The 23,532-nt window shown below is 52.3% G+C and carries 23 protein-coding genes; 2 read left to right on the top strand and 21 right to left on the bottom strand.

The window, feature by feature from the left end; all coding sequences use genetic code 11:
* Positions 1-206: 206 nt before the first annotated feature.
* From AT746_RS01035 to AT746_RS01115, 17 genes are all read right to left on the bottom strand, one after another.
* Positions 207-4,451, bottom strand: coding sequence for a DUF6701 domain-containing protein (locus AT746_RS01035; RefSeq protein WP_062475203.1), 4,245 nt, complete (start codon positions 4,449-4,451; stop codon positions 207-209).
* On the bottom strand, positions 4,448-4,915 hold the full coding sequence (locus AT746_RS01040; protein ID WP_082633097.1) for a hypothetical protein: 468 nt from the start codon (positions 4,913-4,915) through the stop codon (positions 4,448-4,450). The genes AT746_RS01035 and AT746_RS01040 overlap by 4 nt, the downstream gene beginning before the upstream one ends.
* On the bottom strand, positions 4,905-5,702 hold the full coding sequence (locus AT746_RS01045) for a PilW family protein (RefSeq protein ID WP_062475208.1): 798 nt from the start codon (positions 5,700-5,702) through the stop codon (positions 4,905-4,907). The genes AT746_RS01040 and AT746_RS01045 overlap by 11 nt, the downstream gene beginning before the upstream one ends.
* Positions 5,702-6,340 (bottom strand): type IV pilus modification PilV family protein, encoded by a 639-nt coding sequence (locus AT746_RS01050; RefSeq protein ID WP_062475211.1) that lies wholly within the window; start codon positions 6,338-6,340, stop codon positions 5,702-5,704. The genes AT746_RS01045 and AT746_RS01050 overlap by 1 nt, the downstream gene beginning before the upstream one ends.
* Positions 6,330-6,866, bottom strand: coding sequence for a pilus assembly FimT family protein (locus tag AT746_RS01055; RefSeq protein ID WP_062475214.1), 537 nt, complete (start codon positions 6,864-6,866; stop codon positions 6,330-6,332). The genes AT746_RS01050 and AT746_RS01055 overlap by 11 nt, the downstream gene beginning before the upstream one ends.
* Before the next feature lie 14 nt (positions 6,867-6,880).
* Positions 6,881-7,393, bottom strand: a complete 513-nt coding sequence (locus tag AT746_RS20190) for a prepilin-type N-terminal cleavage/methylation domain-containing protein (protein ID WP_062475217.1) — start codon at positions 7,391-7,393, stop codon at positions 6,881-6,883.
* Between the two features lie 136 nt (positions 7,394-7,529).
* On the bottom strand, positions 7,530-8,135 hold the full coding sequence (locus AT746_RS01065) for a prepilin-type N-terminal cleavage/methylation domain-containing protein (RefSeq protein ID WP_062483840.1): 606 nt from the start codon (positions 8,133-8,135) through the stop codon (positions 7,530-7,532).
* Positions 8,136-8,193: 58 nt separating this feature from the next.
* Positions 8,194-8,709, bottom strand: coding sequence for a hypothetical protein (locus tag AT746_RS01070; protein WP_062475220.1), 516 nt, complete (start codon positions 8,707-8,709; stop codon positions 8,194-8,196).
* Between the two features lie 2 nt (positions 8,710-8,711).
* Positions 8,712-9,932, bottom strand: coding sequence for a type II secretion system F family protein (locus tag AT746_RS01075; protein WP_062475223.1), 1,221 nt, complete (start codon positions 9,930-9,932; stop codon positions 8,712-8,714).
* Positions 9,821-11,659 (bottom strand): GspE/PulE family protein, encoded by a 1,839-nt coding sequence (locus AT746_RS01080; protein WP_197414307.1) that lies wholly within the window; start codon positions 11,657-11,659, stop codon positions 9,821-9,823. Before AT746_RS01080 ends, AT746_RS01075 begins: the two co-directional genes overlap by 112 nt.
* 5 nt (positions 11,660-11,664) lie before the next feature.
* Positions 11,665-12,765 carry a tetratricopeptide repeat protein gene (locus AT746_RS01085; RefSeq protein WP_062475227.1) on the bottom strand — a complete coding sequence of 367 codons (1,101 nt, stop codon included), beginning with the start codon at positions 12,763-12,765 and terminating at the stop codon, positions 11,665-11,667.
* Complete coding sequence (locus AT746_RS01090; protein ID WP_062475231.1) at positions 12,762-13,670, bottom strand: ExeA family protein; 909 nt, start codon at positions 13,668-13,670, stop codon at positions 12,762-12,764. The genes AT746_RS01085 and AT746_RS01090 overlap by 4 nt, the downstream gene beginning before the upstream one ends.
* A 2-nt stretch (positions 13,671-13,672) precedes the next feature.
* Complete coding sequence (mshL, locus tag AT746_RS01095) at positions 13,673-15,334, bottom strand: pilus (MSHA type) biogenesis protein MshL (RefSeq protein ID WP_062475233.1); 1,662 nt, start codon at positions 15,332-15,334, stop codon at positions 13,673-13,675.
* Positions 15,324-15,674, bottom strand: coding sequence for a hypothetical protein (locus AT746_RS01100; RefSeq protein ID WP_156413594.1), 351 nt, complete (start codon positions 15,672-15,674; stop codon positions 15,324-15,326). Before AT746_RS01100 ends, mshL begins: the two co-directional genes overlap by 11 nt.
* Before the next feature lie 2 nt (positions 15,675-15,676).
* A complete protein-coding gene (gene gspM / locus AT746_RS01105; protein WP_062475239.1) occupies positions 15,677-16,333 on the bottom strand; it encodes a type II secretion system protein GspM in 657 nt (218 codons plus the stop codon).
* The gene (locus AT746_RS01110; protein ID WP_062475242.1) at positions 16,330-16,941 is read right to left on the bottom strand and encodes a PilN domain-containing protein; all 612 of its coding nucleotides are present in this window, start codon (positions 16,939-16,941) and stop codon (positions 16,330-16,332) included. The genes gspM and AT746_RS01110 overlap by 4 nt, the downstream gene beginning before the upstream one ends.
* Positions 16,938-17,861: a hypothetical protein gene (locus AT746_RS01115; protein ID WP_062475245.1), complete on the bottom strand. Its 924-nt coding sequence runs from the start codon at positions 17,859-17,861 to the stop codon at positions 16,938-16,940. The genes AT746_RS01110 and AT746_RS01115 overlap by 4 nt, the downstream gene beginning before the upstream one ends.
* Before the next feature lie 212 nt (positions 17,862-18,073).
* Here AT746_RS01115 and AT746_RS01120 point away from each other — a divergent pair, with 212 nt between their 5' ends.
* Positions 18,074-18,463: an STAS/SEC14 domain-containing protein gene (locus tag AT746_RS01120; RefSeq protein ID WP_062475247.1), complete on the top strand. Its 390-nt coding sequence runs from the start codon at positions 18,074-18,076 to the stop codon at positions 18,461-18,463.
* A gap of 135 nt (positions 18,464-18,598) precedes the next feature.
* Here AT746_RS01120 and AT746_RS01125 read toward each other — a convergent pair whose 3' ends face one another.
* Positions 18,599-19,219 carry a glutathione S-transferase family protein gene (locus tag AT746_RS01125; protein WP_062475251.1) on the bottom strand — a complete coding sequence of 207 codons (621 nt, stop codon included), beginning with the start codon at positions 19,217-19,219 and terminating at the stop codon, positions 18,599-18,601.
* 155 nt (positions 19,220-19,374) lie between these two features.
* On the opposite strand from AT746_RS01125, the gene AT746_RS01130 reads away from it, so the two are divergent.
* Positions 19,375-20,331 (top strand): helix-turn-helix transcriptional regulator, encoded by a 957-nt coding sequence (locus AT746_RS01130; protein ID WP_062475254.1) that lies wholly within the window; start codon positions 19,375-19,377, stop codon positions 20,329-20,331.
* A 14-nt stretch (positions 20,332-20,345) separates the two neighbouring features.
* Here the strand turns inward: AT746_RS01130 and AT746_RS01135 are convergent, their stop codons facing one another.
* The 3 genes from AT746_RS01135 to AT746_RS01145 form a co-directional block, all read right to left on the bottom strand.
* Positions 20,346-21,146 carry a hypothetical protein gene (locus AT746_RS01135; RefSeq protein WP_062475257.1) on the bottom strand — a complete coding sequence of 267 codons (801 nt, stop codon included), beginning with the start codon at positions 21,144-21,146 and terminating at the stop codon, positions 20,346-20,348.
* Positions 21,147-21,499: 353 nt separating this feature from the next.
* A complete protein-coding gene (gene ssb, locus AT746_RS01140) occupies positions 21,500-22,069 on the bottom strand; it encodes a single-stranded DNA-binding protein (protein WP_062475260.1) in 570 nt (189 codons plus the stop codon).
* A gap of 63 nt (positions 22,070-22,132) precedes the next feature.
* Positions 22,133-23,482 carry an MFS transporter gene (locus AT746_RS01145; protein WP_062475263.1) on the bottom strand — a complete coding sequence of 450 codons (1,350 nt, stop codon included), beginning with the start codon at positions 23,480-23,482 and terminating at the stop codon, positions 22,133-22,135.
* Positions 23,483-23,532: the final 50 nt, after the last annotated feature.

Here is a 23,532-nt window from a genome sequence, read left to right on the forward strand (position 1 = left end):
AGTGAAATTGCCACCATAAAAAGTCGCTGGATGCCCGACAACAACTTCGGGCATGACAGGGGGGTGTTTCCTCGTGTTGTTGACGATTGAAAAGACCTTGCCGCAGAGTCGCAGAGCACGCGGAGAAGTATAAAGTTTATACCCTGACCTCTCTGTGTTCTTTGCGACTCCGCGGTGAATAAGTGTTTTACTTTGGTTCGGCGCAGTTATTCAAAGACTTCGCGCCAGTGGATAATGCGGTCATTACCGCGGTACTGGCCAAAAGTGGCTACTGCAGTGGGGTTGGACAGGTCAGTGCCATCCCCCTGCCAGTCAAACTGCAGCGATTCGGGCACTTCCCATTCTAGCCGAACTTCGCCCATTTCATCCGGCGCGCTGAGTATAAAACTCATTGCAGGCACCAGAGGCCGACCACCGGTAACAAGGCCATCCCCACTCGCTAAGGTGGTAAGTGCGGTGTTCAGTTGCAGATCATCGGCATTATAAGTGCTGCAGTTATCATCGGTATTAAGTAGCCAGCGTGCGCCATCATAATATTCCAGTTGCAGCGGTACGGGCAGAGGCTCAGTTTCCTGACCATAAGCATTAGCTAAACGGGCACGGCCATAGCGCAGATTGGCACCAGTGATGTTGCTTATGGTGAATGGCTGACAGGGATCGGTAGCAGAACTTCTGAAGCATACACCATCGCTATCGGTTAGTGCCGCTTCGGTGATAGTGATAGCCAGTGATGGCTCGAACGGCTCCAGAGTTGTCAGACCTTTTTCATAAGTTACTGTAGGATTTTTAATACGAAAAATACGTTTGCCATCGTAGATATTTTGTTCATCCTCATCCTGAACCACTTGTTGCTCACTAAGGTTGGCGTTAAGGGTTTCATTGAGGTCATTTTCATAGTTGCTGTCGCTATAAATGATGGGGGCGGGAGTTCCATCCTGAGGGTCCGGCTCCCAGATATCCAGTTTCCAAAAGTTACCGGCATAATTTTCTGTCACACCACCGAGCTGGTTGTAGGCTTCAATATGGATCCCCGACAACTCCTCGCTCTCTTCGTTATAGCCAATAACTTCGCCCACAAAGCCTATTGGCTCACCCACATAGCTAAAGGGGGTTGTGCCCTCAGTGCAGGTGTCTAGCAATTGGGGTACATCGGCGGTCACAGAAAAGTAAGCGGGGATAAAGTGGCCCAGAGCCAGTGTATTGGAACCGATACTGCCAGCGCCCATATAATCCGAGTCCTGCAACTGTATCTCTATGCTGCCGACTTCAGAGTAATTTACCAGGGAACTGCCGGTCCCATTATCAAAATCAAAGGCATTTTCATTGCTGATTTGTGTCAATACTGCTTTGGCGGGGTCACGACTGGCCACATTCTGGTTGCCAAGGCTTAACGCCCCTTGCGTGCCCTCATTTAACGGCAGAGCTTTTATTAATTGCAGGTAAAGGTCACTCGGATTGCCTGATATACCATCACTGACATTATAATTCGGTGTGACCATCTCTCGGTAGCCAACTGCCTGTACCGTCAGATTAAAATCGGCACCGGCAATATGAGGATTGTTATTATCTGCGCTTAGCACCAGTGTGGTAGGTTTAACCACAAAGCCATTGCTTAACCCGATGGCATTTTGTTCGCTGTTTCTGACCCTGAGTTGTACCTGCCCGGCATCATCATAGCGCAGCCATTCTTGCGGAATCACGGCAATACCCTGCTCATTAAAGGTGATGCCAGTGCTGAAATAATCGTTGGGGTTGCCGGTAGGGGAATCATTGCCTATCAGCATATTGTTATTGCAGGAGGCCGGATCCAGGCAATCCAGTGCCAGTTCCAGTTCCTGTCCTTCGAGGTCGGCTTCACAGGTCTCTGCCTGTGCCACTCCGACATAAATCGCTTTAGTAAAACCCTGTTGAGAGAGTTGATTGGGGATCTCTTCCTGCGGTGCCGCGGCGGCCCATGAAAGTTCCAGCCCCACTTCAACAAAGTCAATCTGGCAATTCGATGCCGTGTCACCGATATAACATTCAACCGGCGCTTCGGGGTCAGTATTGATGGCACCGATAGTCGCTATGCCGATTTCATCAACACTCAGTGCGGAGGTGGTGGAGCCGATAAAGGACAGGTTGGCTGCTGACCAGCTACTACCTTCTGAACTGGTCAGATTTAGTGATGTTTCGTTGTTGTATAACTCATCGCAGCCCTGATTCGCACAAGCCTTAACAATTACTTCACTGGCGCCGCACAGGTAGCCGGTCGGGTTATGCTGCAGCCTGTAATGATGAGGGCCGACAAAAATATCCTCAGCCTCAATGGCACAGACCTCGAGATTGTCTATTTCATGGATATTGACTGACCCACCTGTGCTGCCTGTAAAACTGAGCAGAAAATCTTCCGGCACCACAGGTTGCTGGTCGGGGAACTCGGCAAATACATCAAAAGGCGCAATCAGCTCAACAAAGCCACTGCCGGTATCCCGGCTGACACTGATAAAGGAGGTACCGGCTATTTGTGAGTCCACCACAATACGGTAGCGATGACCCGGGCCGGGAGTGGCACCGGACACATCCAGAGCCGGGCTGAGTCCGGTGGCAGCTTTTAAAAAAGGATAATCGTGTTGCGCCGCACCGCGCAGAGCGACGCTGTCTGGTCTGAAGCCAATGCCGCCAGTGCGCCCTTCCGTCGGATTGGAGAAGTTGCCGTATTCATCCAGGCCGATACCCAGCCAGCCACCGGCAAAGCCGGCATCACCGTTATTACGCTGTGCATAACCTAAAGACCCCCCAAAACTGCCTGATTGCGGGGTGATAGTGGCATCAGAGAGAACGATGGCAATACCATCGGCGCTGTTACCGTTATAGGCATAATAATCAAATTCAATTTCGACCCGGTTACCGGCCGCAGGGAATTTCTTGTTCAGGGTAATACGGGTGGACTGATTATTAACGGCTTCTGTCAGTCTGACCCGCCCACTGACAGGCGCCGGAGTAAACGACCCTGAGCTGGTGGATACCTGCCAGTTTGTCGCAAAATCGCCCTCTGACTGGAAGGTATAGCTGTCACATTGCAGATCCGGTGCCGGACAATCAGACGTGTTGGCGATATCGGCGTTGATCTGTGCATTGCTCTGAACAAAATTATACACCCGCCACTCATCAATCAGCCCGTCTGCTGAATCACCGCTAGCGGATACCGTTGAGCTGCGATTATCGCCAATATACAGGGTGCTGAGTTGCGGCAAGCCTTCATCGAAGGCCACAACAGAGCCCATATTCAGCAGGTTCTGCTGGTTACCATTAATAAACAGCCTGATGGTGTCAACGGTCATGTCCCAGGCGAAGGCAATATGTACCCAGTCACTTGATGTAAAGCTGTACAGGCTCTGACTGACAATTAACTGGGTATCGCCGTCGGACTCAGACAAACGAAAGCTGATCCCGCCCTGATCATCCAGCCACAGAGCAAACTGGGCATTACTGCCAGCCGAGGCGTCAAACAGCATCTTATTGCGGTTAACCTGTTGCCAGTTTTCATTACTGCGATACCAGAACGATATGGTGCCTTTATCGCCGATATCATTGACATCCAGCTGAGTGTTGAGGGCATCCTGGATGAATTCGCTGCTGTTGTCAGGGATGCTGGTGGCACTGCAGGAGATCTGTGAGGTCAGCAACAATGGCTCTGCATTACCTATGCCGCTGGCATGGTTACCAAGGGAAGAGCTATCCAGCAGCCAGTCGGGTTGTTCAAAAGCCAGCCATTGCAATTGGGTTGTGGCGACAGCATCACAATCGGCAGGGTCGGAGCCATCGGAACTGTCACAGCTTGTTGAACCACCAATTGTGCCGTTGTTGGTAATATGAGGGGCGGTAATATCCCCGGTTACTGTGCCGTTATTGACCACAGTATCGGTGGCAGTGATATTGCCGTCCACCGTACTGTTCCCGCCATTAATGTAGACATTGTCCGCTTCAATGTTTCCGGTCACGCTAACGTTCTGGGCTATCTCGACGGTACCGGCGCTGATATTGCCACTGACACTGCTGTTATTGCCGAGACTGAGGGTGCCGGAAACGATCAGGTTCCCTTCCAGCTCTCCATTGTTAGCAGCGGTTATGGAGCCTGATACTGTCAGGCTGGCATTAATGGTCGCGTTATTGCTCATCAGCACATTACCGGCCACCGTTACCTGCATATCGTCGGCGTTGCCTGCGGCATTGACGCTAAATCCATTACCGAACTGCAGGTTGCCACTGATATTAAGCGTCAGCGGCTGGCTGATCTGAATCGTATCATTATTGCCAAAGTTAAGATTGCTGGAACAGTTCACCACATTGCCGCTACCAGAGCAGGTACCGGGTAAAGAGGCTGCATCCCCGGGCAGGGTATAGGTTGCTGAATAACTGATAGCAGGAATCAGCAATAACAGCAGTAAAATAACCGGAAAGCGCTTCATAATTCCACCCTGGCATCCACCGACACCGTGCGGGCGGTAACCGCATCACCGGCTTCACAGGTGCCGGTGCTGGTAAACTGGTAGTAGCGACTGTCGCCGGTGTTGTCAACGCTGCAACTGCTGCTGACACTGCAGTTCTGTAGCCCTTGCAGGGCAAAGCTCAGGGTGGTGTCAGCATCACAGGCAGAGGGAAGATTACGACTGCCATCTGCGCAGACCGGATTGACCGAACCAAGAGGGCACAGGGGAAACACTTCGGTCAGCTTTAGTTCCAGCCCGGACTTTGCCGCCTGATGGGCGCGCAGGCCATAGACTTCATAAATCAGCGAATCGCCGGAGGCTGACAATAACCGGATCAGCGTCAGCACCAGCAGCGCCATGACCACAATCACAAACAGGCTGATCACCAGCATACTGCCACGCTGGTTTTGCTGAAAATGAGAGGGTCGGGTTCTAGGGAACATTAGGTAAATGCACTTCACTGTTAAATACCACCAGCTCTTCGTTCAGCTCAAATCTGAGCTGTAATTGCACCAGAGCATTTCTGTTCAGCGTAGCAGATTCCAGTCTGAAAGGCCGATCATTGGCATCCAGAGGATCATTGATAATATAGTTGGCCATCAGTACTCCCGGGCCAATCCCTGCATTGCTCGGGCTCTCAGACTGTACATCGCGATAAGCGTAACCTGTGTGACGGGTAAGCTGATTATTTCCCAGTAAGCAGTAACTGACCGGTTGCCTGCCAATATACAGCCGGCTGGCCGGACTGTCGGTGGCAAACTGATGGGCAAAGGCCAGCGTCAGGGTGTTACCGGATACCGGATCAGCAGCAGGGGGCACATTATGATCATCTCCGGCCAGATAAACATGCTCAGGCTCTAAGGGGTAAACGACTACTCTATCGTTCATTTCCCGCTGGTAACCATCGAGGCTGGCCAGCTCAATTTCATCTGTGGCCGGTTCAGGGGATACGGCAATATCCTCATAGAAACTGCTCCAGGCTATCGGAGCAAACTCAATACAGCGGTAATTATCGGAAATGCGAATGCTGTTGGGCACCGCCCGGCGCAGCTCACGGCTTAACCGCTCCATCACAAAGCGGGCTTCGCTTAAGATCTGATCCCGTTTGGTCACATCCACATAAATACGGGTGCCGATACTCACGAAGCTGAATACGCCCAAAGACACTATCGCCAGAATCACTATCACCGTGATCAGTTCAATCAGGGTAAAACCCCGTTTAAGTCGCATCAGTAGTTGCCCCGGTAGGTGGCAAAATCCATGGTTTCACCGTTGGGAGTGGTGATGCGCACGCGGATAAGTTTCAGCGAACTGATGCTGCCGTCATTATTGCCGTCCATATCGCCGTCATAAAAGCCCTCTACGCTCACCAGAAAATCCTGATAAAGGGGCTGAATGGAAGCATGCATGGGCCTGTCGGGAGTATTGAGTACCGTCACCGCGCTCATATTACTGATACAGTAATAATCATCCACATCATCAAAGCTGTCTCTGTTGCTGCAATCTTCGCCGCCATCCAGCCCAAGTCCGGCAGCGGTTGTGCAGTTGTCAGTATTTCCATCGCCGCTCATATCCTCACCACAACGCAGTGAGCCGCCGCTGCGATCAGAGTTTTCATCAAAGGATTTAGCACCGATTTCATTTAACAGTGACTGAGCCAGTTCGGTGGCCCTGGCCTGATAGATGGGATCGATGCTGCGGGCGGACTGGGGCAGCAATAAACTGGTGATCAGAGTCAGGGCTACGGCAAATACAATGATGCCGATCACCATTTCAATCAGGGTAAAGCCTTGAGAGTAGCAAATGGCTTGATTCCGGGTACCGGCGCTGCCTGTAATCCACCCATTCGGTGCTCTGCTAACAGGCATAAATATAACCTTCAGATGCTACACAGACCCTGGCACTGGCTGTGCCGGTAAACCTCAGGGTGCAGCCACTGGTGCAGATGGGCTGCTGGGTATTATCCACCGGCCGGCCAAGGCCATCAAAACCAATATGATCGATTGGGCTGACACCACTTAAGACGCTAAGCAGCACATTCTCACCCGGCATTTCATCGTTTCCGGTACGAAGATACTCAGGAGTTGAAAAGTCGATGCTGGTCGCACAGCTCTGGGCCTGCTGCGGTGCACCGCCGCCCACAGCATAGGCCAGTGTGGGCGGGCCAAAGGCCGGGGTGGTGGTATCCAGATTAATCTGATAGCAATACCCGGGGCGGGTATCCTGCATGGCCCGGGTCTGCATATTGCGCAGCGCACTGACAAGGCGTGCCTGATAGGTATATTCCACCACCCCATCGGTGCCCTGAAAACGGCTGTAAGCAGACACCGCCAGCACCCCCAGAACGGTGATAACGACAATCAGTTCCAGTAAGGTATAGCCAGCGGTTTTCATGTTATCAGTAGAGCTTAGCAGCTACCTGAAACCACGGTAATAACCGGAGCGGCGCCGTTACCACCTGAATTAGTGTAAAGCACATGGCAACTGGCATCTCCAACTGCATCAAAATCCGGGGTTACCCCCTCAGGATATATTCCAAAACTGCCAACCGGAACATCATCAGCACCAGCTGCGGTGAAATCCCAGTCGCTATCTGGTAGATCTACCCATGGAGAGATGTCTGCCAGACCTGTTACTTCATCCGCATCAGGGTAACCGTTGTCTAAGCTGACATTAGTGTTGCTAATAGATACGGTGGGGGCACCGTTACCGTCTGCTGCCTGATTCTGCACCCCGGCAATAGCCGCTTTGGCATAAACCAATTGTGCACCGCCCTGCATGGCAGCCTTAGCACCCTGTAGCGTGGATGCCGTAGCATCAGACTGAATATCAATAAATTTAGGTGCTGCGGTCACGGCCAGGATACCCAGAATCACGATCACGATAATCAGTTCAATTAATGTAAAACCTTTTTGCTTCATAATATTGCCTTAAAGTTAACGAGTAGATATCCCTTGTAATTATTGTGCTGTCTTCCATCCCGAAAGCAACATTTTTAGTTGTAGGTCGGAATTTATTCCGACACCTAAACTCGCCTCTGTCGGATTTAAACCCAACCTAAGGATTACTGAACACAATCACCTGGCCGATACGGGGATCATAAACAAAGCCGTTGCCGGTACTGTTATCAACCGGCTCGTTCTGCTGATTTTTAATGGTCTGGGTCAGATAGTAGTAGCACACATCATTGCCGGCCGGCGCAATGGCTTCGGCACTTTTGGTAAAATAGCGATGAGACTCAAAGGGGCGCTGATTCCAGTCTTCTGTAATAGTAGGGGCGCTCTGCATAATCAGGTTGAAGATGCTCACGCAGTCCAGATCAACCAGCGCGTCGTCTTCGGTACTGGCATCATTGGCGGCTTCCCCGGTGGGGTAGCCGGTGTCTTTGTCTATGCCTATCTGGATACCGCCCACTGTTACAAAGGTGATATTGGCGCCGCCGTTCTGGGCCGGTCTGCCTTCCAGTTCCCACTGCGCCCGCACCAGCCCTACGCCTGTGGCGAAGCCTCCGGCCACGCCCTCAACGGTGGCTTTTTCGGCATCTTTTGTGACCTCCAGCATGCGTGGCAGGGCCACTGCTGCCAGCAGGCCCAGCACTACTACCACAATAACCAGTTCGATAAGGGTAAAGCCCCTGGATTGTTTGTTGATTTTCATAGCCATCCTGTTGTCTCTGCCATCTTCAGTTCTGTTTGCGTGCGCCGTACCAGCACGGCGCACGTCAGCGTTTGATTACCTGTCCGGTATAAATTTTGTAGTCAAAATAGGGGCCCGTTGAGACCCTGAACCTGCACATGCTGTCCAGCGCCTTACCACTCATTTTGACGCCATCAAAAAACTCACCATAGACCCTGAAGTTATTCACCTGCATGGGTGTATTGAGCACCGTTTTCCAGAGTTGGTCGCATCCATCGGCGCTGGGCTCAACCTTTGGCCAGCCTAAATGACTCATGGCAATAGGCCGCCGGTCTGTTTCCTTGCCGTTGCGGTCATAACGGATCTGTAAAATTCTCGCCGGTCGTCCTTCCGCTTCCCATTGCCAGCGGGCACTGATCACACTGCGGGCCATTTCATCGGCGAGCAAATCCAGGGTGGTCTGTTGTATATCTTCTTCGCTGTCTTCGAAATACCAGATAAAAGCGGCCATCAGAGAGGCAAACACCAGCACAATGGCTATCTGCATAATCAGCCGCAGTTGTCGGTTTTCACTTTCTGACTGTTGATTCATCTCATCCACACTCAGCGTCCTCTGTATGCACTCATCATGTCCCACATAGGTGTGAAGATCCCCAATGCCAGTACCAGCACCATAGCCGCCACGATGGCAATCAGCACAGGCTCAATTTTTGAGGTCAGGCTTTTAAGATCGTAGGCCACTTCACGTTCGTAGAAATCAGCCACGTCGGTTAACAGCTCATCCACCTGACCGGTTTCTTCGCCGACACTGATCATCTGTAACACCAAGGGTGTAAACAGTCCACTTTCACCACAGACCCTGGACAAACCTTCACCCTTTTCGATATTTTTGCGCATTTCCAGAATCTGTTTGCCCATGTACCTGTTATCTACTGCATCGGCCACCAGGGTCAGAGCGTGAGTCAGGGGCACGCCAGCCCTGACCATCATCGCGAAGCTGCGGGCAAAGCGAGACAGCAATGAACGCTCGATAATATTGCCAATGGCATAGATTCTGAGTTTTCGTCTGTCCCAGTTCAGGCGGCCTGCGTCACTTTTCAGGTAACGGCGCAGCATCCAGATGAAGGCAATGGTCGCCAGTAACATCAGATGCCAGTAATTCACAAACGCATTAGACATGCCGATTAGAAAGCGGGTCATCAGCGGTAACTCGGCGCCGACGCGGTCAAACATGCTGGAGAAGGTGGGGATAACCACCAGGTTCATAATCACCAGGGCCACCACAATGGCAATCATCACAAACATCGGATAACGGGTGGCGGATTTAATCTGTTTGCGGGTTTCCTGTTCACTCTCAAGATACTGCGACAACAACAAAAACGCCTCATCCAGTTTGCCGGTATTCTCACCCACATGCACCACACTGACAAACAAGGGGCTGAACACCTGAGGATGGCGGTTCAGGGCACTGGAAATATTACGACCACGCTCAAGCTGCTCCACCACGTCTTTGAGTGCCTGTCTGAGACGCCTGGAGCCGGAGGATTCTGCCAGACCGCCAATGGCTCTGAGTATGGGAATACCAGCCTTACTCAGGGAGTACATCTGGCGGGCGAAAATCACCATTTCTTCGAGTTTGACCTTTGGTGTCAGCAACTGCCCGAAAAACTGATTCTGACGCTCTTCCTGCTGTGGGCGGATGTCGATGGGGATCAGTTCACGATTAAGCAGGATCTGCGCGGCGGTGGCCTGATCGGCGGCTTCCAGGCTGCCATCCTGCAGCACACCATTGGCGCTCCTGGCTTTGTAACTGAACCTGGCCATTTAAACCGGCCCCCCACTTGTTGCTCTGCCACCATTTCTACCAGTTTCAGTACTTCTTCAACGCTGGTGACGCCCTGCCGGGCATAGGCCAGTGCCGACCTCGCCAGCGGATGATAGCCCGGACTGGCTTTGGCTATCTGGCTGAAGGTGGAGGTGTCGTCAGATTTGAGCGCATTCATCATGGCATCGGTCATTTCCAGCAATTCGAATACACCGATCCGGCCGCGATAGCCGGTCTGGTTGCAATTATCGCAGCCCCGGCCATGTTTAAAGCTTATCTGCCCGATATCATCACTCAGACTGCCCAGCCAGAATATTTCCTCCTGGCTGGGCTGATAATCTTCACAGCATTTTTCACACAGCCGCCGTACCAGCCGCTGAGCGACAATAGCACGCAGCGATGTGGCCACCAGATAACCGGGCGCGCCCATATCCAGAAGGCGAATGGCGCTTGAGATGGCGTCATTGGTATGCAGGGTGGATAACACAAGGTGACCGGTCAGGGCGCCGCGCAGGCCGATTTCCGCCGTTTCATTGTCGCGCATTTCGCCGACCATGATGATATCCGGATCCTGGCGCAGGGTGGTTCTGAGTATGCTGGAGAACGTCAGGCCAATCTTGTTGTTGGTCTGTACCTGGTTAATTCGTGGCAGGCGATATTCCACCGGGTCTTCTACGGTGATGATTTTCACCCCCGGCTGATTCAGTTCACTCAGCGCGCCATACAGGGTGGTGGTTTTACCCGACCCTGTAGGCCCGGTGACCAATACCATGCCATGGGGGCGATGCAGCAGATGGCGGAAACGGCCGAGGATCTCCTGCGGCATACCGGTTTCATCCAGGCTCAGCAGTCCGGCCGATTGATCCAGCAGTCGCATCACCACAGATTCGCCGTGTTGTACCGGCATGGTAGATAAACGCACATCGATGCTGTGGCCTTTGACCCTGATGTGGGTACGGCCATCCTGAGGCAGGCGTTTTTCCGAAATATCCAGACCCGACATCAGTTTAAGACGCAGCACCAGTGCCGAGGCAATATTACGTTCTTTGATCAGGCTTTCCTGCAGCACGCCGTCTACCCGTAAGCGGATGCGCAGTGTGTCTTCGTCGGGCTCAATATGAATATCTGAGGCCTGCATCTGTACGGCATCCTCGAAGATGGATTTGAGCAAGCGGGCAACGGCAGTATCGCCGTCTTCGGTACCCAGATCGGCAAAATCGAATTCATCGGCTTCGCTGTGTTCACTGGCCAGCTCCTGAGCAAAGGAAGCAATATCTTCGGTACGACGGTAATGGCGATCAAAGGCGCTGAGAAGCTGTGATTCTCTGACGACTGCAACTTTAATCGGCTTAGGCAGAATATTGCCCAGCGCATCCATGGCGGCCAGGTCGGCCGGATCGCTCATGCCGATCAGCAGGTGATCCGGGTGTTCTTCTAACACCAGTGCCCGGTGGCGGCGGGCCTGCACCTCAGGTAACTGTTTTACTGCATTACTATCCAGGCTGCGCTGGCTGATGTCGATCAGCGGCACCTTTAACTGTTGGGAGAGAAACTCCAGTAACTGTTCTTCTTTTACCAGCCCCTGATCCACCAGGGTATGGCCAAGCTTACGACCGCTTTGTTTCTGCGCATCCAGGGCTTGTTGTAATTGCGCTTCGCTGATAATACTTTCATGCACCAGCAGATCGCCAAGACGCATCTTAAGTTTTGGTTGTAAGCCGGACATTCTGATTACCCTCCCAACGCCGTCAGCCGCTGCTGCACAAAATCGCGGATTTCTGCCGGTGTATCGGCACCCGCCAGCCAACGGTATACCTCTGCGGCGGCCTGATACTGACCATCCTGATCCAGCGACACCGCCAGACCCAGACGCCACTTGATATTGTCTGGCTGATAGCGGCTGAGCAGGGCGTAATCCTGCTGGGCCTGTTGATGATCCTGCTGTTGTTGGGCCAGCCTGGCCCTTAACTGAATATAGTCAGGATGTTGCAACACCTCAGGATTGTGGCCTTTGAGTAACCTCAGGGCATTGTTGGTCTGCCCGTTCTGAGCATAAAAGCGTGCCAGCGACTGCAGCAATGACAGCTCTTGTGGATAAAGCTTTACCCCTTGCTCCAGCAGCAGTCCACTGCGACTATGTGCCCCGTTTTTAAGCAGCAGTGCCGCCAGATTGCGTCTTACCTGATGGTTGTCAGGCTGAATCTCCAGCATCTGTTCCAGACCTGAAATGGCCTCTGCATCTTTCCCCTCGCTCATGGCTTTACTGACCCGGGCTTTTAACTGTTGCCAGCGTTGTTCAGCCGTGGTGGCCGTTTTGCTTTTACTAAAGGCCGGTGTTTTCTGTACCGGGGATTCAGGTGCAGACTGGCCGGAGTCTTGTGTTTGTTGCCGTGGAGCTGTGGTGGCATCGTCATCCGAATCATCGGGCCGGGGTGCTGACGCCTGCCCGGCCCCGGCGGCAGTGGCAGAATCCGTTACCGGCCGTTGTGGTGGCGTCTGTGGCTGAGAGGCTGTTTCAGTAACTTCGCTGTCGTCCTCTTTGTCAGGCTGAGTCTGAGGTTTTGCTGTGATCCCGGCCGTCTCAACTGGCTGAGTGTTTTGTACAGGCACACTTTGCTTAGCCTGCGTTACCGGCCCGGGTGGCGGTTCAGGTTCGCTGGCATCCCATAAAACCGGCCAGAACCAGTAGATGACGGCCAGAATTAATGCCAGCGGCAGTACCCCAAAGATCCACCAGCCATGGCGCCTTTTCGCCGGCGGCTGAAAATTGGCATTGTCGGGTTGTTGTTTGCGTGACTCCAGATCCTGGAGCATCTTGTTGACGACACTCATAAGGTACCCGGCGGATAAAAGTAATAACTGCCCAGCACCAGCATTACCAGTAGCAGGGAGGCATACAGCCATAACCAGTTAAAGGGGCGGCTTTGCCAGGCGGCTTCAGTATCGGCGATGGCCAGTTGAATATGCCGTGGACTGACCTGCAGTTTGCCCTCGCCATAGGCCAGCATCAGCGCCTTGTGGCACAGCACATTGACGATCCGCGGTGTGCCCTGAGATGCCCGGAACAGTAATTTGCAGCAGCGTCGATTAAACATCTCGGTGCCACGATAGCCCGCTACCCGCATGCGATGCTGCACATATTGAATCAGTTGCTCCAAATCCATACAGGCAAGCTGATAACTGAAAGTAATACGTTGTTTTAGCTGGCGTAATTCCGGTAAGGCCAGCTTTTGATTCAGCTCCGGCTGACCGAACAGCACGACCTGCAACAATTTCCTCGACTCCGTTTCCAGGTTGGTAAACAGTCGCAGTGCTTCAATGCTTTCCACTGGCAGCGCCTGGGCTTCATCAATAATCAGCACAGCGGCTTTATGCTGTTGATTAATTTCGATCAGCCGTTGCTGAATACGCTGGGTAAATTCCTGTTGATCCGCATCAATGCTTAAGGTTACCCCAAGTTCGCGGGCCACCGCGGCCCGCAACTCAGCCGGAGACAGGTACGGATTGGGAATATAGGCGGAGACAAAATGATCCGGCAGTTCATTCAGTAACTTGCGGCATATCAGGGTTTTGCCGGTACCCACTTCGCCGGTGACCTTAATAAAACCCTCACCGGTTTTCAGCGCAGTGGTGAGCACTTCGATGGCCTGATTATGACTGGGCAGGCCAAAGAAATAGCTGGTATTGGGCGTCAGCGTAAAGGGCAGTTCCTGAAGTCCGAAGTGATACAGATACATGGTCAGTTACTATCCGTCCAGTCCCGGATCTGGTCACGACTGCTTCTGAGTTGCTGTTGCCAGGTGCCCCGTTCCACGACTGTGGGCTTGAGCAGGATCACCAGTTCCTTCTTCTGTTCTGATTCCCGGCGGTTCTTGAATAGCTCGCCAAACAGCGGAATGCTGCCAAGAATCGGGGTCTTCGAATGGGTTTCATTGATAATGGTCTGCATCAGGCCACCGATCACCACAATCTCGCCGGTGCGGGCGTGGATCACCGTGTCTGATTCCCGGATATTGCTCTGCGCCAGCGGCAGCACAAAGCGTTCTTCGTTCAGGGTGACCACCTTTTCCTGTTCCTGGGTTTCAATCACCGAAGGATGTACATGCAAGAGCACACCGCCATCGGCATCGATCTGTGGTGTGACATCCAGCGCGATGCCGGAAAAAAACGGGGTCAGCTCGATATTCGGGCCGGTGGAAGTGGTGGCCGCAGTGATGGTGCTCTGACTGGACACATCAGTGACAAAATATTCGTCATCGCCGACTTTGATTACCGCTTTTTGATTATTGGTGGCGGTTACCCGCGGGCTGGAGAGTACCTGCATATTGCCCTGGGTAGACAACAGGGTCAGTACACTGGAAAAGCTGCCGGTTTCAAAGCTCAGCCCGGTAACACCACCAAGACTGTTGCTGATGGCATTGCCTACATTCATACCGGAGAAACTGATGGGACCAAGGCGACTGCTGTTGGCGATCTTGGTCCAGTCAATGCCTTGCTGGTATTCATCATTGAGCGTGACTTCGATAATTCTCGCTTCCAGTACCACCTGACGTTGCACGGTTTGTTCAGTGAGTTGCAGAAAGCTTTGTACTGCCCTGATTTCTTCGGGCATGGCTCTGACAGTGACCAGACCCGCCTGGGGAGAAACGATAACCGCTCTGCCATCCTGCTCACCGATCAGGCTTTGCAGGGTTTCTTTGAGATCTTTCCAGAAATCCGTCTGGGTGCGGGTGAAAATATTGGTACCATTACTGTTGTTGGAATTGGTGTTCAGATTGCCGCTGTTGCCATATTGGTTGCCTCCGGTCAGTTGATTACCGCCGAAGCTGTTAACATTGTTGCCACTGGAGCGGTTGCCATCCTGGGAGGAAACACCACCGGACACGATACTGGATTGAGTAGAGCCATCGCGGGTCATCATCAGATAGTTAACCGGAAAGGTTTCTGTGCGCATTCCTGAGGGATAGACACGAAACACACTGCCGTTGCGCTCTACATGATAGCCGTAAAGCTCAGACACCAGTTCAAAGACTTCGCTGAGGCTGACCTGCTTGAGATCCAGTGCGATATTGCCGCTTACCTGCGGATGAACCGCAACGGAATAGGGCGTGCCTTCTACTAGCCCGGCAAAGAAGTCTCTGGCTTCAGTCTGATTGGCGGAGATATCGTAGCGCTCTTCACTGAACAAAGGGTTCTGCTGTTCGCTTGCATCGGGCGCCAGCAATAATTCTGACACCTGTTGAGGTAACTCCTGCAGTTTCTTATCGCTGTTATCCCGGGGGCTGCTGCTGTCTTCCAGCGCATTATCCAGCGAGCGTGAAGCCTCTTTGCCAACCTGATTGCTCTGACAACCGGCGATCAAAACCAGCAATGAAACTAAAATTACATGCTTAAAAGCCATTGGCTTTACCTTTTTTCAATGTCTTGTCCTGCCTGAGGGCAACCTCAATATCATTATCGTTATGTCTGAACAGCACCGATCCGGCTCGGATCTCAAGCACCTCCATGTCCCGGAATTGCTCGCCCTGATAAAGCGCTTTACCACCCACTATGGCATATCGGCGCTCAGGACCAATAAAAATCGCGGTCACTGCAGGCATTCCTGCATTGCTATCCTGCACATCCTGTCCGGCTGCAACCGGGGAGTTGGTCTGAGCAGGAGGAGGACGGGTAGGATCTTTCGGCAATTGTGCCTGCACAGCGGCACTGCCAATCAAGATTAACCACAACAGCCGCTTCATGATCATATTCCTACAAACGCCTTATCGGTGCTGAGTGTATAAAGCTCCAGTTGCATTCTGGCAACAGGGTGTTCCTGTACACTATAGTCCAGGCGTTTCCAGTGAAAACGCCATGGCAACAGCTCAAGCTCGGCCAGATACTCCTGCAGGTCAAAATACTTTCCTTCGAGTATCAGCACTATGCCCTGCTGATATAAGCCGGGCATGGGAATATTTTGCCCGGGCGAGTCCTGTTCCTGTTCAGTCAGATTTACCGCTGGCAGTGAGCGCATCTCCAGCAGATGCAGTTTATCGTTGTCAGCCAACAGTGCCTGCAATAATTCACGCATGCGATGGGGAGGCACCAAATCCCGGGTGCCATCATTAATATTCTGTTGCAGCTGTTGTTGTTGCTGTTGTAACTGACTGATACGACGCTTAACCGCTGCATTGGGATCCTGACTGTTGCGCTGTATTGTTTCAATCTGACTCAGCAAACCCGACGCCTGAGCCTGATATTGTCTGACCTGTGTCTGAAACTGCTGGGTTCTGATCTGTGCAGGCTCAATAAACAGCACATAGCCGCCATAGAGGATCAGGAACAGCGCCGCGATCAATACCAGTTGCCGTTCTCTGGGTTGTCTGGCGCTGAACCATTGCTGCAGTTGCTGATAGTTCATGATTTTGGCCTCAGCGCGTTGTCTGGCTGCAGTTCCGTGGCCCCGAGGATAAAATTAAGTAACTGCTCTTCATCTCTGAACACTTTGAGGGAACCAAACCGGGTACCGACGAAATAATCGCTCTTGCTCAGACCCTGTAGCCAGCGGGGTACCGATTCTGCACTCAGGCTCTTGCCCTGCAGTTGCAGGCGGTTACCCGTAACGGCTATATGGGTCAGCCAGATGTCCTGCTGGTGCTGACTGGCCAGCGCCAGCATCAACTGAGCATAGGTTCCGCGACCTGTTTGCTGCTCATTGCGCAGGCGGCCAAGCAGGTAGTTCTGCGCCTGAATTTCCCGCTGCAATTGTTCGGCCTGTTGCACCAGCCTGACATCGGGCTGGGTATCCAGAGCGGCGGTGGCCTGTTGTAATCTTTGTCTGATATTGTCCAGATCACGTTTTTGCGCTTTTTCTCTGGCCTGCCACTGGTCAAGTTCGGCGCTGCTGTAGACTGACCACCCTGCGACTAATACCGTCGCAATCAGGCAGCAGATCAGTACCAGGTTCAGATTGACAGACTCTGATCCGGACTTGGGGGATGGCTGATAAAAATTGACCTGATTCTTCATGCCACCGCTCCGTTACGCTGACGCAGGGCAGCACTTAAGCTGGTAATGGTATCAGGAGAGATGCGCAGACCTTCTGCTTTATCGATGTTGGTTTCCAGCAAGTGAGTTTCCAGCATCAACATCTGCCCCAGAGTCTGGCTCAGTTCATCAAGAAAGGGCGTGTCGATGCAAATCAGCAACTGCTTGGCCGGAGCCTGGCGAAGCTGACTCTCGAAATAATCCATCGAGCGTTGGATTTCCAGGCTCAGGGTCTCGGCGATGCCCTGTTGTATCTGTTCCAGACCGTAAGTGCTGAGTTGTTCGTAGCCTTTCAGGCGTCGGCTGAAATAGAGTTTCTGCTGGCGGATAATGCTCAGGCAAACCTCTTCGCCGGGTTCCTGTAGTAAAGTAATTTGTGCCTGATCTGTGGGCTCAAGCAGATCGCACTGACTGAGCTCTTCAATACCAATACTCTGCAGATCCAGATCTGCGTGAATAATCCCTTCTGACACTTCTTTGACCAGTGTCATGGGTACCGCAACCAGATTTACCTTGTTGCTGCCGGTGGGTTGGGCGGGCAAATCAAAATAATCCACGGCCATTTCTTCATTGCTGCTAAGCAGCTCTTTGGCCGACCAGCGCAATGCCTGCACCAGCTCCTGTTCTTCAACGGCGGGACGGTCTACCTGCATTAACTGGTATCTGTTGGTGGAGAAAACCACATGACAGGGGGTATCTGCGGCATGATGCTGTTTAACCCATTTGGCCAGCGATTGTTGCCAGTTGTCGATGCCAAGCCGCTGTTGCAGTAACCACTGCAGCCTGTTCTGTTGCCGGGTGATCACCGAGATCAGCAGCGCCTGTTGGCCGAACTCGATGCCAACAGCAAAGAACGCGGACGACTTAGCAAATCTGTTGGTGATCTTTTCCCAAAAAGCCAAGCGCAGTATACCTTTGTATTAATTGTTATAATTTGTACTAATTAGAGCAGACATTAACTTTGTGTGCCAGCCCCCTGATACAATTCCCGGTGCGGGATTGATGTGTGTCAATGTGGCTGGGCCTGACCATCGGATAAGAGGTTGGAAATAGTTGCACATGTTCAGATCTGGTCTATTTATTAAAGCTAGGTCGTGTCAGGGAAAGCACATCAATGCAGCATACAGGTATTACGGAGAAATTCAGGGCAACCCATTGTTATGACAGGGAATCGGGACTCTTGCATGTCACCGCCAGTGGTCTGGCCGAACCCGAAGACATTCTTGCCATGTACAATAAAATCATGGAACTGAGTTGTCGCTATGATTGCCATCGGGCACTTATTGATATGCGAGCGATGATGAAGAATGTGGATGACAACAGGTTGTTGGTGATGATTGACCAGTTAGACAGCCTGCTCAGACGTATCCGGGTGGCAAGAGTGATCAACACCCGCGACTCACAACAGAATCTGGTGCAATCCATTGCTGACAGCAGAAACTACCCGCTAAAAAACTTTACCAGTCAGGATCAGGCTCTGGCCTGGTTGTTGCCGGGCCTCTGAACAAAGGTTTTCTGTTGTTAGTGACCCGACAGAAATAGGCTTTGCCCCGTGTTGCTCACGAGGCAAAATTTTTATTTCTGGTATGGACAAGCTGATTTCTGAGTGGAAACCTGTTACCTGGCTGGTATGCCGGTTTTAATCCTGCTTCACCAGCGCATCATCGAGCTGATTGGCACGGATAGCCGCTTCTCTTGATTCCAGTCGCTGCACATAGCGTTTAAAAGCCGGGCGCTCTTCCAGCGTCTTGAACATCATGCCCCAACTGATATGGCTGCCCACATAAATGTCTGCCGCCGTAAACTGCTCCCCACATAAATAGGGACCCTTCTCAAGAGCACTTTCCAGTGTAGTCAGCACATCCTGATACAGACCAGAGCCCACGGACTGGGCATTTTCTGCGTCTATTCGCCAGTCATAGGCTTTGGCCGTGGTCGCCATTTCCAGTGGTCCGGCAGCAAAGAACAGCCAGCGGTAGTAAGTGCCGCGCTCGGGGCTGTTAAGGGCCGGAGCCAGCTGTTTGTCGGCAAAGTGATCGGCCAGGTAGGCGCAGATGGCGGCACCTTCGGTGACCACCAAATCGCCGTGTTTGATTGCCGGTACTTTACCCATGGGGTTCAGTTTCAGGTAATAGGGCGATTTAATATCACCGCTATATTCCAGTACGGTCGTATTGTAAGGGACTTCCAGCTCTTCCAGCATCCAGCGTACGATACGGCCTCTGGAATTAGGGTTAGTGAAAAACGTCAGTTCTTGCATAATTCAGCTCCTTGATTTGAAGTGGTAATGGACCTTTGTGGCGAACATCAGCCAGTGCACTTTGCTGATACCGGATTAACATAAATCCTATATAGGACAGAATTGATCCTAATTAAAAGATATATTTAAGTTTGGTTGATTCGCAGGAAAATACTATGAGTGGCCCTACTATCCGGGTGCTGACATTGCTGGAATTATTGCAGTCTCACGGGCGCATGACAGGCACAGAGCTGGCCGAACAGCTGAACGTGGACAAACGCACGGTGCGCCGATATATCCGCTCACTGGAAGATCTCGGTATTCCGGTCACCACAGAGCAGGGCCGTGATGGCGGCTATATGCTGATTGCCGGATTTAAACTGCCGCCAATGATGTTTACCAATGAAGAGACCCTGGCGCTGTCACTGGGGTTGCTGGCGGCCAGGACCTTAAAGCTGGCTGATACTGAACCCGCCATCAGCAGTGTGCAGGCCAAACTCGAACGGGTCATGCCCGCTAAGCTTAAGTCCAGAGCGCGGACGATTTCAGAAAACATCGACCTGATGCTGCCGGAGTCCCTGCCGGGTAAACCGCAGCAACATCTGCAACCTTTGCTGGAAGCAGTACAACAGCAACGTTCACTCAGAATTTTGTATGCCTCTCATGAAAAGGGCGCTATGGAACGGGATGTGGATCCCTACGGGCTGTTGTTCCGTCGTGGTCGCTGGTATGTGAGCGGTTATTGTCATCTGCGCCGGGAACTGCGCACCTTCAGGCTGGACAGGCTGGAGCACGCCGAAATGCTCGAACAGACCTTTATACGACCACAAAACTTCAACACCGCCGAGCACTTCCGTCAAAGCCTCAACAATATGCCCGGCAACCTTAAGGTGAGGGTATTGTTGCATACCCAGATGGAGCAGGCGGCAGAGACAATGGGCTCGATGGCGGCCATGCTGGAGTCACGGGAACAAGGGTTGTTGCTGGAAACACGCACCGACAGCGCCTGTTGGTTTGCCCTGTGGTTGAGTCAGTTGCCTTTTGATTTCAGCATTCTGGAACCGCCTGAGCTTAAACAGGCGCTGAAAGCTCAGGCAGACAAACTGGCGGCGATTGCCCGGAAACATGTATGACTATTCACCTGGATTTACTCAGAGACTGTCTCTGTTAATTCCAGTGCCAGCTTATTATATATCTGACGATGATAGGTATGCAGGCTGTCAGGGTTTAATGTGGCAAACAGCTTTTGTGCCTGCTCAGTTTTAGATTGTGCCAGCAACACCTCACAAAGTCGCAATTGCACGTAGAACTTGTCGCGAAGTTCGGATTTCTGGTTTAGTTGATCGTATAAACTGACAGACTTTAAGAGCATTTTTTCCGCTTCAGACCATTGTTCTGAAGACTGCAGAGAGCGGCCGGTATTGGCATAGGCAACCGCGGCGCCAATCAGGCTTTTTGCTTCAAGGTGAGCCTCGGCTGAGCGCTGATAGAGGCTGAACGCCTGTTGCCAGTTTTTAAAATGAAAGGCGTTGTGGCCAGCCGCCATCAGCAGGTCTGCTTTGATATAACCCTTTTTAATATCTGAAAAATGCGCCATGGCTTCATCAATCAGCTGTTGAGCTTTCTTGTAGTCGCCCAGATATTGGTAGAGCTCGATAACGTCACTGTACCGACGAGGGGTCAATGCGCTGCCCGGCATGCTTAGTAACAGTGATGCCGCATTCTTTGCATATTGCCTGCCTGTTTCCGGCTCGCCGGCACTGATGAGTTGCTTGGCGTAAATGGTATTGGCGGTCGCTGCAAAGACAGGCGGGCTGTCAGGAATACCTACGTAGGAAGCCATTTCGCTTCTGGAGATGCTCAGGCGGTCTGTTTCCCACATCGCATTCATTAACAGGTAGGTTGCTCTGAACCATGCCGTCGAGTGCTCAGGGGCCTGGAGTTGCATGCGTCTGGCCAGTTGTTTGCATTTAAGAGCATTAATGACGCAATCCTCGACTGAGGATAATACGGAATGAGACGCTAGCTCTGTTTCAGATTGCGATGCGCTCAAAGTGGCTGAACAAATCAGGCAAAGCCATAACAGGATTATTCTGAAAAGCATCCATAATCCCTCAGGACAAGTGGGTCAGCAGCATATGCAGTCAATACAACGGGCCATCTGTCTGCTGTAAACGAGTTCAGTGCGTACTGTCTGACACTGTGATTCCGACATTTTATAAACAGTGCATTGGGCTGGCCCATAAGGCTTCGTCAGGCCCATATCTGACAGTTCAGACTATGGGCCTGAAAGTTGCCGGACTAGAAGGGGATATCATCATCAAAATCAAAGTCCGGCTCCGGCATTGAGCCCGGCTGATTCTGTGGTTGTTGCTGAGGTTTCGGCTGACCCTGACCGCCGCCCTGATTAGGGTATTGCTGATACTGGGGCTGTTGTTGCGCCGGTTGTTGCTGTGGTGCCTGGTTAAAGTTATTGGCCGGGGCATTGCCTCTTGGGGCACCCGTTCCGGCACCGCCGCCTGCGCCACCACCTAACATCTGCATCACGCCATTAAAGGGATCCAGTACAATTTCTGTGGTGTATTTGTCCTGGCCCTGCTGATCCTGCCACTTGCGGGTTTGCAGTTTGCCTTCCACATAGATTTGGCTGCCTTTGCGCAGATACTCGCCGGCAATTTCAGCCAGCTTGCCAAACAACACAACTCTGTGCCACTCGGTTTTTTCCTGAATCTGGCCGCTCTGATCTTTCCAGCTTTCAGAGGTGGCAAGACTCAGGTTGGCCACCGCCTTACCGTTTGCGGTGTAACGTACTTCCGGATCCTGGCCCAGGTTGCCTACCAGGATAACTTTATTGATGCCTCTGCTTGCCATGTTCGCTCCTTACGCGCCGCTTTCCAGCTTATATTTTAGTTGCTGGTATCCGGCTTAGAATACTTAATTTGATGGACTGATGATCTGCCTGGCCTGTTGCAGGTTAAACACCCGGCTGTCGACTTTCAGATAAACCGCTTTTTCCTGCTCAACCCAGGTCATATCGGTGACGCCGGCCAGTTGCCTGAGTTGTTCTACACAATGTTCAGCCGGGATCCCGTCCGCATCCAGCGCTAGTGTATAACGTTTAGCATGAGGGGCGCCAGCAGCAAGGCCGCGAATCAGCACAATCCAGATAATGCAAAGCAGAATCGCCAGGGCATAAAGCCAGTTGGCATGCAGGTACTGACTGATTGCGCCCGAGAGCATGCCGCCAGTGAAGGCACCAAGAAACTGAGCGCTGGCATAGGCACCCATGGCTGAGCCTTTTCTGCCAGCCGGAGCAACAGTGGAGACCATAGCTGGTAGGTTGGCTTCGAGATAATTAAAACCGGTAAAAAACAGCCAGCTGAGTAATAGCAGGGCGGGCAAACCCGTATCCAGCATCAGACCGGCAAAGCTGGTGGCCAGTAATAAAATCGACGAACACAGTATCTGCTGCTGGCCAAGTCGTTTACTCAGACGCATCAGTACAATCAGACCAAGCACTGAGGCCGTCAGAACCGGCAGATAGAGTTGCCAGTGATCGCTGAGCAGCCAGCCCTGATCCACCAGGCGAGCGGGAAACTGTACAAACAGCAGAGTGATCATTAAATGCAGTAAAAATACACTGAGACTGAGTTTAAGCAGCGGCCCCTGGCTGAGCAGGGCGCCCAGGTCAGTAAGTTTGGGCAGGGTATCGCCACTTGGTGCCAGATTGCGCGCCGAGGGCACCACAAACAGCACCAGCGGAATACAGGCCAGCGCCAACATGGCGGTAATTAAAAATATGCCCTGTAATCCGTGTTTTTCAGCCAGCAGCGGTCCCAGTAACAGCGCCAGATAAAAGGAAAAGCCAATGGCAACGCCGATAATGGCCATCACTTTGGCGCGCTGGTTTTCGCGGCTGATATCGCCGGCCAGTGCCATCACCGCACCGGCAATGGCACCACCACCTTGCAACAGACGCCCCACTACCACCCATAACAGAGTGTCTGCCATTGCTGCAATTAAGCTGCCGAGGGCGAACAGTATGAGTCCGGCGATGATCACCGGTTTGCGGCCCAGGCGATCGGAGAGCACACCCATAGGAATTTGTAACAGCGCCTGTGTCAGGCCATAGCCGCCGATGGCCAGTCCAACCAGCATCGGAGAGTAATCAGGATATTCTATGGCCAGCACTGCCAATACAGGCATCACCATAAACAGGCCAAGCATGCGCATCACATAGACTATGGCCAGGGCGCTGGCGCCGCGGATTTCGGTATTGTTCAAAATAACCCGTCGAAAGTCAGATAATTAAATTGGTTTTAAGGCAACAGGCT

Origin of the sequence: Lacimicrobium alkaliphilum (assembly GCF_001466725.1) — a bacterium.
Taxonomy (GTDB): domain Bacteria; phylum Pseudomonadota; class Gammaproteobacteria; order Enterobacterales; family Alteromonadaceae; genus Lacimicrobium; species Lacimicrobium alkaliphilum_B.